This is a genomic window from Halopseudomonas sp., from assembly GCF_038130085.1.
Taxonomy (GTDB): Bacteria; Pseudomonadota; Gammaproteobacteria; order Pseudomonadales; family Pseudomonadaceae; genus Halopseudomonas.
On the sequence record NZ_JAYPMU010000029.1, the window covers coordinates 1 to 14,760 of the forward strand.

Genomic DNA, 14,760 nt, shown 5'->3' on the forward strand with positions numbered 1-14,760 from the left:
TGCTCCTGCGTCAATTCAATAACCGTGTTGCACTCAGCTCCTGCAACCGCCCTTTATAAGTGTATAGGGTTCGAAAAGCCTGTGACTTTATCCGCTCAAGATCATAGTAAGAGGAAAAGGCTGCTTGGCTCCATAGAAAAACTTGTAGAAAGAAGACATAAGATTGTGCATGCCGGTGATTATAACCAACACGGTAGACTTAATCAGATTGAATATCAGAAGACATTTAAGCGAATTCTTGAGATTCGTGTCCTCGTGACCAATATCGAGACGCTACTTGCAGCGGAGAAAATCTAACAAACGCAGTCACAGGGGCAAGGTTTCCGCTGCGCTTCAACATTGCCCGTGCTGCGGGCGTTATGTACGAGATCTAAAACCGGAGGGTGCATGGAGCACAATTTCGAACGACTAAAGGCACACATATTGCCTTTATCCAGATCGCAATATTTCCCTGAGGCACGAAAGGAATGGTCTTTAGTTGGCGTTGAAGTCAGTGACGAGTTCGATAGCTGCCCTTGCGGACAAGATATAAAAGAACATTGCTATATTGAAAATAAATTTACAGGGCACAAAACATACGTTGGAAACGTCTGCATTAATAGATTTATAGGAATTGATACGGGAAACCTGTTCGATGGCCTTAAGCGAATTGCTACCGACTCAAAGGCAAATGCAAACGCAGACTTGATCAACCATGCCTTTAAGCTTGGCTACATATTTGACAGTGAATACAATTTCCTCATGGAAACCCGCCTCAAGCGTAAGCTCTCCCCAGCGCAACTTGCTTGGAAAGAAAAAATAAATCGTAGAATAACCAATAAAACTGTTGTCCAACGTCGTACTCGCACATAACAAGTGTGTTCAAACCGTTCGCTTCGCTTTCCGGGACGAGCTAAAGCCCGCCCCTTAAACAAACATTAGCGATTAGGAATCAAATACGTGTGGAAGTTTTCTGGCAACATCGGCTACTTATGTGAGGAGTGCCAGTCTTCTGGAGAAATATCAGTTGACGATTTCGAAATAGATTGTATTGGTGGTGATGAACGCCAGATGGGGCCAGAGCTATGTTATGAGCTAGCCTACGAGTTCGCCTGCCCTGACTGTGATAATGAAATCAGCCTCAAGTTCTATGTTTATGAATACCCCGTCGACTGCCTAAACTTTATTGATAATCAGTCGTCAGGTGCGGCAACAAACGGAGAACCGGATTTTGAGTATCTCCCGGAGGAGCTGTACTCAGCTGAAGACATTCTTCATTTATACGGCTCCATTACTGAGCTGGTCATGACTCTTCGTGACAACCCGTATCTTCTAAGAGATATTTCCCACAGAGAGTTTGAGGAAGTTGTTGCGGAGCTCTTCAGGGCAAAAGGCTACCAAGTCGATCTAACGAAAAAAACCAGGGATGGTGGAAAGGATATTATCGCCATTCACACTGATCACTTCGGGATAAAGAGCAAGTACTTCATCGAATGCAAGCACTACTCTGAAAGCAACAAGATAGGAGTTGATGTTGTTCGAGCGTTGCATGGCGTGAAAAACACTAAAGACGGGCCTAATAAAACGATTATAGCCACAACATCCACTTTTACTGATGATGCTAGGAAGTTTGTTGATTCAGAAATATCAAGCAAGTGGGATATGTCGCTTGCCGATCATAATGAAATTGTTCGCTGGCTGAAAAGTTATCGATAACAAGTTGCTGTACACGGAAAATTACTCGCTGCACCCCCATTTTCCCGGTGAGCAAGGCGTTACGTAATTTAACGAGGAAGTTATGGAATAATACGCAAAGATTGCTTTAGCGTGGGTACAAAGAAGTGCGTCCCAAGCCGAAAGTAACGGCCCAAATATTCGACCTATGAAAAGAATCACTGTCCTTGCGGAACAAATAAATTCTGCTTCTTCCGACCAAACTCCTGACCCAATTAAGCCGCAGGATAGATCTGCTTGGGCACTAATCAACTATGCAAATGAAAAGCAACTCATATGACGGGGCTAAATTCCGTGACCGAAATATTGCTTGAAAAAGTAAGAATACAAGAAAGAGCATGGGTTAGAACACACGCTACAGACACGGAAGCATTTGCTTTATGCTCAAAAGCTATACATCCAGAACTCTCAGAAGTAGAGTTGGGCGAAGGAAAGGTAACTTGCCCCGACTGCATAGAAATCATCCGGAGGTGCAAGCTTATTCCAGATTCTGACGAGCAACCTGAATACGAAAGCCAGCTTTTCTGGAAAAGGTAAAAAATAACAACACGTACCAGCCGACACTTTATCCGGTGCTCCGTTTTGTGTAAGGTTTCGCCATTTCACACAAAGCCCCACACCAGCTAAAATTCGGTTGCACTTTGCGTTATACCAAGCATTAGCTCCTACGTTACAGCACAGTCAAGGTGAGAACATGGCAAATAAGAAAACCGTACGAATCATCCTAAAAAGGCCTAAAACAGGTGGTCACGGAGAACTGCTAACGGAGGAATATAAGACCGTGGATCTTGAGTCAGAAGTGCTCGAAAAGCTTCTCGTTGGCAATCAATTTTTCGGTTCTTTCTCTGTCGTGGGCGCAGAACTGATTGACCCGGAAGATTCTAAAGAAGGCCATAACTCTGATCTCGATTTTTAAGTTCGGCGGGGAATTTGAAACTTGGTATAACCATTCATTCCAGTTCGTTGCGGCCCTGAGGCGCCTCCACCGGACGGCTTTCATCCGCCGCTGAATATCGGCGTTACACAATTTCCAAACTGCATTTTCTAAGTCATCTTGTTCCTAGTCCACGGGCGGATAAAACTCGAACCTTCGGCCAACAGTAAGAACGCGCCCAATGCACGGCCCAACCGGGTCCCCGTTTACGCGGGCGAGTAGCGCAGGGCTGGCGGGAAAAAGAGCCGTAGGATGTCTGAGGCGCAAAGCGCCGAGTTTTACGGCTCCCCGTCAGCCCGAGCAACGCAGCGAACCCGAAGGGCCGCGTAGTCGGGGTGGCCTAGGGGGTGCAGGGGGAAATGGCCATGCATTTCCCCCTGCTCGCCGTGAAGGCGAAAAGGTGACGTGAAGAATCAGCGAAGCCGAGCGGGACCGCAAGAACCGGACGCGGAGCGTCCTAGCAGGCATTCCCACGCAGAGCGTGGGAACGATCACAACGTCGGGCCAGCGCCCGATTATGCACTCCGCCACGACAACGCCGGCGCCACCAACCGCTCCCCATCAAATCCCGCGACCTTGCCGAAGCGCACAGACTCGGCCTGCCACTCCCGCGTTGCTTCGATGATGTACTCCCGGCTGTAACCGACAAAATTCCAGAACATCAGTACCTTCTCGGCCGGTTCTCCGCCGATGAGGATGAGGCGGCTGCCGGGGGTGAGGGTCAGGTGCAGGGTGCTAGGGCTGGTGCTGGTGCCGGGGTCGAGGGCGGCGAGTTCGTTTTCGGCAAAGCGTTCGCCGTCCAGCTCCAGTTCGCCTTCCATCACCAGCAGGCCGTGTTCAAAGGCGGGGTTCAGGGTCAGTTCGCAGCTGCCGCCGTTGGGGCTGTGGATGTCCAGGCCAAGCAGCGGGCTGTAGACCTCAACCGGGGAGGTGTGGCCGGCAAACTCGCCGACCAACAGGGTGAAGTCGATGCCGCTTTGCTGCCATGTGGGCAGGTCCGGGTAGTGGGTGAAGGCGGGCTCTGCGTCGGCCATGTGCGGCGGCAGGGCGATCCACAGTTGGGCGGTGTGCAGACGGTCGGTGGCGTCGGTGGAGTCTTCGGTGTGGCTGATACCGCGGCCGGCGGTCATCAGGTTCACCTCGCCTGGGCGAATCAGTTGTTCGTTGCCGAGGCTGTCACGGTGCAGCACGTCGCCTTCGATCATCCAGGTGAAGGTCTGCAGACAGGTGTGCGGGTGGGCGCCCACGTGCATGCCTTCGCCGGATTCAAAGCGGGCGGGGCCGGCGTGATCGAGAAAGCACCAGGCGCCGATCTGGCGGCGCTGGCGGGTGGGCAGCACCCGGTTGACCGGCAGGGTGCCGCCGATTTCGGCAGTGCGGGCGGTGATGCGTTGGGCGCTGACGGGTTGATTGCTCATGCGACGCTCCGGCTGCGAGTGGATTCTCGCAGCCTACCTCAGTGCGCAGGTCGCGTCAGCCGGAGCGGCCCTACCTTGGTTGTGGGGACGGGGGCCGCTCGGGCACAGCGTGCTGTGCCCCTGCTTCAGTGTCGGATACCGCTCAGCCGCTTATACCCGCCGCCCCTTCGACCGGGATCTTGTAGAACAGGCTGTAGATCACCGGCAGCACCACCAGCGTGAGGATGGTGGCAAAGCCCAGACCAAACATGATCACCACGGCCATGCTCTGAAAGAAGGCGTCGGTCAGCAGCGGCGCCATGCCGAGGATGGTGGTCAGCGCGGCCATCGATACCGGGCGCACCCGGCTGATCGCCGAGTCCACCAGTGCGCTGTAGGCCTCCTTGCCGGAGTCGATCTGCAGGCGGATCTCATCGACCAGGACGATGCCGTTCTTGACCAGCATGCCGCTCAGGCTGAGGAAGCCCAGCAGCGCCATAAAGCCGAACGGGATGCCGGTGAGCAAGAAGCCCAGCGTCACGCCGATGATGGCCAGTGGTACGGTCAGCCAGATGATCGCGGCGCGCTTGATCGAGTCGAACAGCAGGATGGTGATCAGGAACATCGCCAGATAGCCGAGCGGCAGGCTGCCGAACACGGCCGTCTGGGCGTCGCGCGAGCTTTCGTACTCACCGCCCCACTCCAGTTTGTAACCGCGCGGCAGCTCGATGGCTTCAATCTGCGGACGCACGCGGGCAAACAGTTCGGCGGCGGTCTGGCCGCTGATGATGCTCGGGTCGGCCTGTACGGTCAGGGTGCGCTTGCGGTCTTCACGCAGAATCAGCGGGTCTTCCCAATCGGTGACGAAGCCGTTTACCACCTGCGAGATCGGGATGTAGGTGCTGCGCACGGTGCTCCAGACCAGCAGGTCGTTGAGGGTGCCGGCATCCAGCCGCTCGTCTTCCGGGGTGCGCGCGACGATCGGCAACATGCGCGTGCCGTCGCGGTAGAGGCCGACGTTGACACCGCTGAAGTTCATCCGCAGCAGGGTGTCCAGGTCGCGCTTGTCGACGCCCAGTTCACGCGCTTGCGCTTCGGCAAACTGCGGGCGGACGAGCTTGGTGCGCTCACGCCAGTCGTGCAGCACGGCGTCAGCCACCGGGTCGGCCTTTATGATCGCGATGGCCTGCGCGCCAAGCTCGCGCAGTACCTGCGGGTCAGGGCCGGTAAAGCGCGCTTCGATCTTGCTGTCGCTGCCGGGGCCAAGCATCAGCTGTTTGAGTTTGACCTTGGCGGTCGGGTGGCGGGTCTTGAAGTACTCGTCCAGTTCGGCGATCAGCGGCGCGATCTGCTCGCGCTGCTCGGTACGCACCAGCAGCTGGGCATAGTTGGCGTGAATGCGCTGCGGGAAGTAAGTGAGGATGAAGCGCAGCGCTCCCTGGCCGATGGTGGTGGTGACCTCAGTCACGCCCTCTTGCGCCAGCACATGGCGATCCATCTCCGCCACGACCTGCTCGGTGTAGCGAATATCACTGCCCTTGGGCAGCCACACATCGACAAAGAACATCGGCGTGTTGGACGGCGGGAAGAACGCCTGCCGCACCTGACTGAAGCCGAATACCGACGCCACCAGCAGCGCACCCAGCAGTACCAGCGTCAGCACCCGGTGGTGCAGGGCCGAGCCCAGCAGCTTGCGGTAGAGCACGAAGACCATTCCGCGGTACGGGTCTTCTGCTTCGGCACCACCGGTCTGCGCCGGCTGATCACGGAAGAACAGGCTGGCGAAGAATGGCGTCAGGGTGATGGCGGTGACCCAGCTGAGGGTCAGCGAGATCAGCAGCACCTGGAATAGCGACAGACAGAACTCGCCGGTGGAATCGTCCGACAGGCCAATCGGCGCAAAGGCGATGATGGCAATCGCGGTCGCCCCGAGTAGCGGCAGCTTGGTCTGGCCGACGATCTCACCGGCCGACTGCAGGGTGGTCTGGCCGCGCTGGCGACCGACCAGAATGCCCTCGACGATGACAATGGCGTTGTCCACCAGCATCCCCAGCGCAATCACCAGCGCGCCAAGCGAAATCCGCTGCAGCTCGATGCCGATCATCTGCATGAAGATGAAGCTGCCGAGCACCGTCAGCGCCAGCACCAGACCAATCAACAGGCCGCTGCGCAGGCCCATAAAGACCAGCAGCACAACGACGACGATGGCCACCGAGGCGAGAAAATTCCAGACAAACCCACCGACCGAGTTTTCCACCTCGGCGGCCTGGTTGTAGAACATGGTGACCTGCATGCCAGCCGGGCGGTCCTGCTCCAACTCGGCCAGTCGCAGCGCCACCGCGTTACCCACATCCACCACGTTGACGTGGGCGGCGTAGGACACACCGAGGCCCAGCGCTGGCTGACCCTGGGCGCGATAGAGGCTGGTGGGGGTGTCGGCAAAGCCGCGGCTGATCTTCGCTACGTCACCCAGATAGACCCGCTTGGAGCTGCCGGGCGGGCTGATGATCAGCCGTTCCAGTTCGCTGACGTCCTGAAATTCACCCGTCGGATGCAGGCGGATAGACTCGCTGCCGACCAGCATGCGGCCTGCATCGGAGACCACGTTCTGGCGGCTCAGCAGGTCGTAGATGCGCTGCGGCGCGATGCCCAGCGCAGTCATCTGCGCACGGGAGATCTCCAGATGCACCTCTTCCTGCGGCACGCCAGCCAGGCTGACCTTGCCAACGCCATCAACCAGTACCAGTTCGCGGCGCAGGTAATCGGCGTAATCACGCAGCTCGCGGTAGTCGTAACCGTCGCCGCTGATCATGAAGAAGGTGCCGTAGACGTCGCTGAAGTCATCCTTGATCTGCGGCTCGCCCACCCCCGGCGGCAGGTTGGGGCGCAGGTCGTTGATGCGCCGACGCATCTCGTCCCAGATCTGCGGCAGCTGGTCCGGGCCGTACTGTTTCTGCACCTCGACCATGATCTGCGACAGCCCTGCGCTGCTGGTCGAGGTAATGGTGTCGATATAGGGCAGCTGCTGGATGGCGTTCTCCAGCGGGTAGGTCAGTTCTTCTTCGACCTGCTGCGGCGAGGCCCCCGGATACGGGGTAATGACCATCGCCATTTTCAGGGTGAAGGCCGGATCTTCCAGCCGCCCGAGGTCGAGAAAGGCGATAACCCCGCCGATGCCGAGCAGCAGCGCCACCAGCCAGCTGGTGACCCGCCGCTTGATGAAGTAGGCAGCAATGTTCATTTACAGGCCCCGCTCACGGACCCAGGGACGGACCCGCTGGCCTTCGCTCAGCTCATTGCCACCGGCGGCCACAATCTGCTCACCGGCGTTCAGCCCGGAGAGCACCTCGATGCCATCGTGGGTCAGCTGGCCCACGGTAACCGAGCGGGCGTTGACCGTGAGGCCGTCTTGCTGCTCGCTGACCACCCAAACCTGACGCTGCTCGCTGCTTTCGGTATCGGGGCTGAATACCGCTTCGACCGGCACCACAATAGGCACCACTGATTGGCGGCTGATCTCGGCAAAGTTGACGATCACGGTGGCGCTCATGCCCGGCAGCAGCACCAGATTGTCGGGAATCGGCATGCTCAGGGTGACGTCGTAGGCGAGGGTCGAGGGGTCGGGCTGGCTGGCGTATTCCTTGTACTCGGCATCGACCAGTGCGTCGGGGTAGTTGTCCAGCCGCACCTTGGAGCGCAGCTCTTCAGGCTGTAGGTCGCGGCGCAGGTTGCTCAGCAGGTTTTCCGGCAGCTGGAACACCACGTCCATGCTGTCGCCGCTGTAGAGGGTAGCGATCGGCTGGTTCGGCTGGACTACCTGAAACTGCTCGACGTGGGTACGCGCGACCACGCCATCAAAGGGCGCCGTGATGCGCGTGTAGGCCAGTTCCTGACGGGCAAGATTGAGCGCGGCCTCGGCGGAGTTGAACTGCGCCTTGCGTTGGTCAAACTCGGCCTGCGAGATCATCTGCCGGTCAATCAGCTGCTCCATGCGGGTCAGCTGGCTGCGGGTCAGATCGTAGCTGGCCTGGCGGTCGCTCAACTTGAGACGATAGTCGGTGTCATCCAGCTGGGCGATCAGATCGCCACGCTTCACCTCCTGCCCCTCGTGCACCTTGAGGGTCTGCAGTTCGCCGCCTAGCCTGAATGACAGCTGTGCTTCCTCCGGCGCCTTCAGCCGGGCCGGAAACTCGCGGATGCGCTCGGTGCCGGGGTCGCTCACGGTGAACAGTTTTACCGGCCGGGGCTTCTGCTCGATTGGGGCGGGCGGCTCGGAGCAGCCGGTGAGAGAAGCAGTCAAGGCAACGGCCAAGAGGCCGGTGACAATCCAGCGAACAGCGCAATCCATGGGTAACCTGCGAAGTAGATAGCAAAAGTAGGAAAAACAGCTGTCGGCATTATAGGGCTACAAAAAGCTACATGGCGGCGAATCCTGACCAGATTCCGCCATATTGTCGGCTTTTTCTGCCATGCGACCGCGCGCCGCAGTATTCGGGCTTGCACTGGCGCACCTTTCAATCTATTTTTTTATATATTGTTTTAACCTTAATCGTACTCCCGTGAGGTGACCATGCTGTTTCGCCAACTGTTCGACGCTGCTTCCTCCACCTACACCTACCTGCTGGGCGACCCGGCCAGCGGCGAAGCCCTGCTGATCGACCCGGTGTTTGAGCAGACCACCCGCGATCTCTCGCTACTGCAGGAGCTGGGCCTGACCCTCAAGCTGGTGGTCGACACCCACGCCCACGCCGACCACGTCACCGCTGCCTGGCTGCTGAAGCAGAAAACCGGCTGCCAGATTGCCTCGGCCGCAGTGATCAAGGCCGAGTACGTTGACCTGCCGCTGCAGCACGGCCAACGCTTCGGGGTGCAGGGCATCGAGCTGGAAGCCCGCGCCACCCCCGGCCACACCGACGGCTGCATGAGCTACGTGCTCAGCGATCAGTCGATGGTGTTCACCGGTGATGCGCTGCTGATTCGCGGCTGCGGCCGCAGCGACTTCCAGCAGGGCAACCCGCACACTCTCTACCACTCGATCACCGAGCAACTGTTCAGCCTGCCCGACAGCTGTCAGGTGTATCCGGCCCACGACTACAACGGCCGCACCCAGAGCAGCATCGGCGAAGAGCGGGCGTTCAATGCACGGGTCGGCGGTCAGGCCAACGAAGGCGACTTTGTCGGCTATATGGACGCCCTGCGCCTGCCGCACCCCAAGCGCATCGACGAGGCGGTGCCGGCCAACCTGCGCAGCGGCCGCCCGGCCGAAGACCAGTTGCCGCTGGAGCCCGAGTGGTGCGATGACCTGCGTATCACCTACGCCGGCGTGCCGGAGATCAGCCTGGAATGGTTGATGGCGCACCGCAACGAACTGACCCTGCTGGACGTGCGCGAACCCACCGAGTGGGAGCAGGAGCCGCTGCCCGGGTATATGGATGGCGCCCTGCAGATTCCGGTCGGCAGCCTGCATGACCGGGTTGCCGAGGTGCCAAACGCGCAACCGGTAGTCGCCATGTGTCGCTCGGGCAAGCGCTCGGCGCTGGCGACCAATATCCTCCGTGAACACGGCATAACCCGGGTCGCCAGCCTGCGCGGCGGCTGGCTGGCGCTGCCGCACGGCTGACCGACTCGGTGCACGCACAGCGGGGCCGCACCAATGTCGTGCAGGCCCCGCTATGGCATGTGCCGGGAACAGTTGCGAATCTCCTGCGAAAACATCGCACTGGCAGCGAAGGCCGCCGGAAGCTAAAATTTTTCGTCATTTCCTGAACAAATGGCCAGTTTTTTGCTGCAGGGAAAGATCGGCCCCGTCCCGACGGACGTGGAACGGTCGCCAACAACTAGATCCAGGAGAAGCATCCATGAGTTTCAAACGCACACTCGCACTGGCGGCAGCACTCGCCATGCCGCTGCAGGTCGTGGCAGCAGACGACCCGCTGAAAGTCGGTTTTGTTTACGTTGGTCCCATCGGTGACCACGGCTGGAGCTACCAGCACGATCAGGGCCGCAAAGAAGTAGAAGCCCACTTCGGCGACAAAGTGCAGACCACCTTCGTCGAAAACGTCAACGAAGGCGCTGACGCCGAGCGCACCATCCGTCGTCTGGCCCAGGCTGGCAACGACGTGATCTTCACCACCTCCTTCGGCTTCATGAACCCGACCGCCCGCGTCGCCGCCGAATACCCGGACAAGACCTTCCTGCACGCCACTGGCTACAAGCGCGCTGACAACCTGAGCACCTACCTGTCCGTGACCTACGAAGGCCGTTACGTCACTGGTACCGCTGCCGGTATGGTCACCAAGAGCAACGTACTGGGCTACATCGCCTCCTTCCCGATCCCGGAAGTGATCCGCGACATCAACGCCACCTACATGGGCGCCAAAGCGGTTAACCCGGATGTCGAACTGAAAGTCGTCTGGGTCAACACCTGGTTCGACCCGGCCAAGGAAGCTGACGCCGCCAACACCCTGATGGACCAGGGCGCCGACGTCATCGTCCAGCACACCGACAGCCCGGCTCCGCTGCTGGCTGCGCAGAAGCGTGGCGTATGGGGCGTTGGTCAGGCTTCCGACATGAGCCACTTCGCACCTGACGCGCACCTGCTGTCTGTGGTCAACGATTGGGGCCCGTACTACATCAAGAGCGTTCAGGCCGTTATGGACGGCACCTGGGAGTCTGCTGACTACTGGGGCGGCATCGACGATGGCGTGATCAAGATCGAGTCCATCAGCGACAAGCTGACCGAAGAGCAACGCGCCAAGATCGACGCCATGATCACCTCGATCGGCAGCGGCGAGTTCCACCCCTTCACTGGCCCGATCAAGGACCAGAGCGGCACCCTGCGTGTGGCTGACGGCGTGGAAATGACCCACGAAGAGCTGGCCACCATGGACTGGTACGTCGAAGGCATGACGGCGACCATTCCGAAGTAAGGGCATGCACCTCATCGGCAGCGTGCCCATCACACGCCGCCGGTGAACTGCAGGCAACAAAAAACCCGAGCCCTGCTCGGGTTTTTTTATGGGCCGGGAGGGTCGAGCTCCGGCTCGGCCAGTGCACTACCGTGCATCCTCAAGGCCGAGTTAGAACTCGGCCCTCCCGCGTCCGCGGTCAGCTGCGAATCAGCTGCGAATCAGCTGCGCCACCGACTCCTGCACTCGCGCGGTCAGCTCGGCTTCATCCAGACCGCAGATATCGCCGTTCTCGACCGCCGGGCGGCCCTGGATAAAGCTGTATTTGACGCTGGCCGGCTCGCCACACATCAGCGGCGCGGTGAGCGGGCTGTGCACGCCGGCAAAACGCGGCTGGTTGATGTCGACCAGCACCAGGTCGGCGGCCATGCCGACTTTGATCTCACCCACATCGTCCAGCCCCAGCAGCTTGGCGCCGTTGCGGCTGCCCCAGTTCAGCACCTGCTCCAGCGTGGTTGCTTCCGGGCCGTTGACGGCGCGGTGAATCAGCCAGGCGAGGTTCAGCTCCTGCAGCATGGAACCGGATTCGGCCGACGCCGAGCCATCCACACCGAGGGTGATCGCCATGCCGGCCTGCTCCATCTTGATCGCCGGAGCAACGCCGCTGCCGAGGCGACAGTTGGAGGTCGGGCAGTGGGCGATGCCGGTGCCGGTGCTGGCGAGGCGGTCGATGATGTAATCGTCGCAATGCACCAGATGGGCAAACCAGACGTCGTCACCCAGCCAGCCACAGTCGCCGGCGTAATCCACCGCGCGCTTGCCGTACTTGTTCAGCGAGGCAACCTCATCGAAGCCCACTTCCAGCAGGTGCGAGTGCATCCCCAGCTTGAATTCGCGGGCGTAGGACGCCTGAGCGCGCAGACCGTCCGGGTCGCTGGAGTGGATCAGACTGGTCGGTGCAACCACCAGCTTGCGCATGGCGTCGCCGCCGTCCTGATGGTAGCGAACGCGCGTGGCGTCCAGCCGCTCGATGATCTGATCGATGGTTTCCGGCGCAATGCCGTGCTCAATCATGCCATGGTGGCTGCCAACCGAGGTCGCGCTGCCGCGGCACAGCACCAGTCGCATGCCCAGTTCATCAGCCGCGCGCCACACCGCGTCTTCCAGCTCGGGGCTGGTGGTCGCGTGATAGAGGTAATGGTGATCGGCGCAAGTAGTACCGCCGGAGCGCAGCAGTTCGTAAAGCCCCAAACGCGCGGCGTGGTACATCAGCTCGGGGGTGACCTTGGGCCAGTAGCGGTAGGGCACCGAACCCAGCCAGTCGTTGAGGTTCTGATTCAGGCCACCCGGCACGCCCTTCATGATCGACTGGGCGAGGTGATGGTGAGTGTTGACCAGACCGGGCCAGACCACGCAGCCACGAGCATCAATCTGGGTTTCATCAGCGGTCGGCGCCAGGTCGCGGCCGAGTTCGGTGATCTTGCCGTCGCTGATGCGAATATCGGTCGCGTCAGCCACGCTGGGGGAAAATACGGCTTGTGCATTCTTGATCAGGTAAGCCATGCAGGTACTGCTCCTCTGTTGCTGCCAAAGAGCAATGTCCCGGAGCCTCGCCCCTGACCGCTTCTACTCTGTTGCGTTGTGTTGATATGACCGCAGCATGCGGTGCTGTGGTGATGAGTGCAATTTTTTTACCAACCTGCCAACAGCCCTGCACGCGCCAGTTCATCAGGCATACAGCGCCAGCACCATGCTCCGAGCGAACAAAACCAGTGCAGATGGTCAGCTTTTTGCGCAATTGCGGTGCAAGCGAACACGTTAACGCCAGAGCTCCGGTTCACGCCACGCCGTACCAGCCGCCACGTTCGTCAGATTCGCCGTAGTTGGCGCAATATCTGCTTGAACATTTACGCCGCAGGGTTATCCTCGGCAACGTGAGTAGAAGCTGTCAGGGGGCAACACCCCAGGTCATTGCTCAGTTAACGGTCGGACAATGCGCATCGCGCGGCGGACACCGGACTGACTGGCCACAGCCTCTTTCCGACTCCCCGCCTGCGTCATTCTCCGCACCATGTGCCCCCAATGGGACTACTCGGAGATTCAACATGACAACCGCAACAACCCCTGAATACGGCCTGAAAGAACTGCAGCTGGAATCCACCTTCGGCGGCATGGGCAAGGAAACCGTCCGCGAAATTCCGCTGATCGACCTCAGCGATTTCGAGAACCGCCGCAGCGAGATCACTGACCAACTGTGGGCCGCCGCCACCGAAGTCGGCTTCTTCCAGCTGGTCAATCATGGCCTGGACGTCAAGCTGGTGCGGAACGCCTTCGCCCTGTCTGAAGCCTTCTTCGCTCTGCCGAACGAGGAAAAGGCCCGCTTCCCGCTAAAGAAGGGCCTCAACGCCGGCTGGGAATTCATGTCGCAGGTGCGCCCCTCAACCCGCACCGCCGACCAGAAAGAATCCTTCCAGATCACCCTGCCGCACATGGATGACCTGTGGCCGAACCAGACCGTGGTTCCGGAATTCCACCGCATCATGCTGGACTTCGAATACCGCGCATGGCGCCTCGGTATGGACGTGCTGTCCTGCTTCGCCGAGCGTCTGGGCTTTGCCCGCGACTTCTTCACCAAGGCCCACGACCGCAGCCTGCCTGACTACCAGAGCACCCTGCGCCTGCTGCACTACCTGCCGATGCCGGAAGAAGACCTCGATGCCAGCCTCTGGCGCGCCGGTGCGCATACCGACTTCGACTGCCTGACCATGGTGTTCCAGAAGGAAGGCCAGGGCGGACTGCAGGTCAGCCCCGGTAAAGACGCCGAAGGCGCCGGTGACAACCGCGAGTGGAGCAGCGTGATCCCGCGTGACGACATCATCACCTGCAACATCGGTGACATGCTGATGCGCTGGAGCGACGATCAGCTCAAATCCACCCTGCACCGCGTGCGCATGCCCAAGCCGGGCGAATACCGCGGCCCGCGCTACAGCATGGCGTTCTTCTGCCAGGCCAACAAGGAAGTGATGATCGAAAGCCCGGCCGGCAAATACCCACCGATCTCCGCAGCCGACTACCTGCTGCAGCGCATTCAGGCGAACTTTGCCGAAGCGAAGAAGTAAGCCTCGGCAAAACCAAACAAACCCGGCCAATGCGCCGGGTTTGTTGTTTATTGATCGTTCCCACGCTCTGCGTGGGAATGCCTGCCCGGACGCTCTGCGTCCACTCACCGCCAACGGTCAATCTCAATCAGCCCATCTTGCCCCGTGTAGGTTCGCGCACTGGAATAGCGCCAGTGCTCGGGCAAATCAACGTAGCCGCGCTTGACCGGGTTCAGGTGAAGGTACTCAAGTTTTTGCAGCATCACCGCCTCACTGCACACCAGCTCGGCGTGACTGCCTTCTTGCCAGATCTGGTGCTCTCTATCCCGTTTGTGCGCTCGCTTGCCAAAGCGAAACTGCCTCAAGGTGGCCTCGGCCCCCTGCTGGGTCAGATAGTCGAGTATCCGCCGTGCGGTATAGGACTTGAACGTCTGTACGCATTTGGTCAGATCCCGCGCCTGCGCCACATAGTGCAAGTGGTTCTCCATGACGACATACCCGAACAGCTTCAAGCCCTGGTTTGCCTGTTGGTAACGCCAACTGGCGAACAGAATATCCACCAGCGCTGGCCGGGTGAAAAGGGGAAGCCAGTCCGTCACCGTGCAGGTCAGGAAGTGAGCCTTCTCGGGCTCGGTAATAACGCAGCGGCTGCGGCCCATGGCGGTCTTCCTTGAACGTGCGTCGGTTGGTTTCCGAGCAGTTTAGGCGGA

At 59.5% G+C, this 14,760-nt stretch carries 12 protein-coding genes; 7 read left to right on the plus strand and 5 right to left on the minus strand.

The window, feature by feature from the left end:
• From AAFM31_RS15950 to AAFM31_RS15965, 4 genes are all read left to right on the plus strand, one after another.
• On the plus strand, window positions 1–297 hold a 297-nt coding region (locus AAFM31_RS15950; protein WP_341708897.1), incomplete at its 5' end, for a hypothetical protein.
• A gap of 90 nt (window positions 298–387) precedes the next feature.
• Complete coding sequence (locus tag AAFM31_RS15955; protein ID WP_341708898.1) at window positions 388–852, plus strand: hypothetical protein; 465 nt, start codon at window positions 388–390, stop codon at window positions 850–852.
• Between the two features lie 87 nt (window positions 853–939).
• Window positions 940–1,695, plus strand: coding sequence for a restriction endonuclease (locus AAFM31_RS15960; RefSeq protein WP_341708899.1), 756 nt, complete (start codon window positions 940–942; stop codon window positions 1,693–1,695).
• 712 nt (window positions 1,696–2,407) lie between these two features.
• The gene (locus AAFM31_RS15965) at window positions 2,408–2,629 is read left to right on the plus strand and encodes a hypothetical protein (protein WP_341708900.1); all 222 of its coding nucleotides are present in this window, start codon (window positions 2,408–2,410) and stop codon (window positions 2,627–2,629) included.
• A 533-nt stretch (window positions 2,630–3,162) separates the two neighbouring features.
• Here the strand turns inward: AAFM31_RS15965 and AAFM31_RS15970 are convergent.
• From AAFM31_RS15970 to AAFM31_RS15980, 3 genes are all read right to left on the minus strand, one after another.
• Complete coding sequence (locus tag AAFM31_RS15970) at window positions 3,163–4,065, minus strand: pirin family protein (RefSeq protein WP_341708901.1); 903 nt, start codon at window positions 4,063–4,065, stop codon at window positions 3,163–3,165.
• A 142-nt stretch (window positions 4,066–4,207) separates the two neighbouring features.
• Window positions 4,208–7,285 (minus strand): efflux RND transporter permease subunit, encoded by a 3,078-nt coding sequence (locus AAFM31_RS15975; RefSeq protein WP_341708902.1) that lies wholly within the window; start codon window positions 7,283–7,285, stop codon window positions 4,208–4,210.
• Window positions 7,286–8,392, minus strand: a complete 1,107-nt coding sequence (locus AAFM31_RS15980; protein ID WP_341708903.1) for an efflux RND transporter periplasmic adaptor subunit — start codon at window positions 8,390–8,392, stop codon at window positions 7,286–7,288. It abuts the gene before it with no gap.
• A 222-nt stretch (window positions 8,393–8,614) separates the two neighbouring features.
• Between AAFM31_RS15980 and AAFM31_RS15985 the strand changes: the two genes are divergently transcribed.
• Window positions 8,615–9,664, plus strand: a complete 1,050-nt coding sequence (locus AAFM31_RS15985) for an MBL fold metallo-hydrolase (RefSeq protein WP_341708904.1) — start codon at window positions 8,615–8,617, stop codon at window positions 9,662–9,664.
• 238 nt (window positions 9,665–9,902) lie between these two features.
• Window positions 9,903–10,973, plus strand: a complete 1,071-nt coding sequence (locus AAFM31_RS15990; protein WP_341708905.1) for a BMP family ABC transporter substrate-binding protein — start codon at window positions 9,903–9,905, stop codon at window positions 10,971–10,973.
• Window positions 10,974–11,162: 189 nt separating this feature from the next.
• On the opposite strand, the gene AAFM31_RS15995 is transcribed toward AAFM31_RS15990, so the two are convergent.
• On the minus strand, window positions 11,163–12,515 hold the full coding sequence (locus tag AAFM31_RS15995) for an amidohydrolase family protein (protein ID WP_341708906.1): 1,353 nt from the start codon (window positions 12,513–12,515) through the stop codon (window positions 11,163–11,165).
• A 542-nt stretch (window positions 12,516–13,057) separates the two neighbouring features.
• Between AAFM31_RS15995 and AAFM31_RS16000 the strand changes: the two genes are divergently transcribed.
• Window positions 13,058–14,071 (plus strand): 2-oxoglutarate and iron-dependent oxygenase domain-containing protein, encoded by a 1,014-nt coding sequence (locus AAFM31_RS16000; RefSeq protein ID WP_341708907.1) that lies wholly within the window; start codon window positions 13,058–13,060, stop codon window positions 14,069–14,071.
• A gap of 104 nt (window positions 14,072–14,175) precedes the next feature.
• On the opposite strand, the gene AAFM31_RS16005 is transcribed toward AAFM31_RS16000, so the two are convergent.
• Window positions 14,176–14,709: a transposase gene (locus AAFM31_RS16005; RefSeq protein ID WP_341708908.1), complete on the minus strand. Its 534-nt coding sequence runs from the start codon at window positions 14,707–14,709 to the stop codon at window positions 14,176–14,178.
• Between the last annotated feature and the right edge of the window lie 51 nt (window positions 14,710–14,760).

Bases quoted from the DNA above. Each gene is read 5' to 3' on its own strand.
- AAFM31_RS15955 (WP_341708898.1), top strand. From the start codon at position 388: ATGGAGCACAATTTCGAACGACTAAAGGCACACATATTGCCTTTATCC.
- AAFM31_RS15965 (WP_341708900.1), top strand. From the start codon at position 2,408: ATGGCAAATAAGAAAACCGTACGAATCATCCTAAAAAGGCCTAAAACA.
- AAFM31_RS15970 (WP_341708901.1), bottom strand. From the start codon at position 4,065: ATGAGCAATCAACCCGTCAGCGCCCAACGCATCACCGCCCGCACTGCC.
- AAFM31_RS15975 (WP_341708902.1), bottom strand. From the start codon at position 7,285: ATGAACATTGCTGCCTACTTCATCAAGCGGCGGGTCACCAGCTGGCTG.
- AAFM31_RS15980 (WP_341708903.1), bottom strand. From the start codon at position 8,392: ATGGATTGCGCTGTTCGCTGGATTGTCACCGGCCTCTTGGCCGTTGCC.
- AAFM31_RS15985 (WP_341708904.1), top strand. From the start codon at position 8,615: ATGCTGTTTCGCCAACTGTTCGACGCTGCTTCCTCCACCTACACCTAC.
- AAFM31_RS15990 (WP_341708905.1), top strand. From the start codon at position 9,903: ATGAGTTTCAAACGCACACTCGCACTGGCGGCAGCACTCGCCATGCCG.
- AAFM31_RS15995 (WP_341708906.1), bottom strand. From the start codon at position 12,515: ATGGCTTACCTGATCAAGAATGCACAAGCCGTATTTTCCCCCAGCGTG.
- AAFM31_RS16000 (WP_341708907.1), top strand. From the start codon at position 13,058: ATGACAACCGCAACAACCCCTGAATACGGCCTGAAAGAACTGCAGCTG.
- AAFM31_RS16005 (WP_341708908.1), bottom strand. From the start codon at position 14,709: ATGGGCCGCAGCCGCTGCGTTATTACCGAGCCCGAGAAGGCTCACTTC.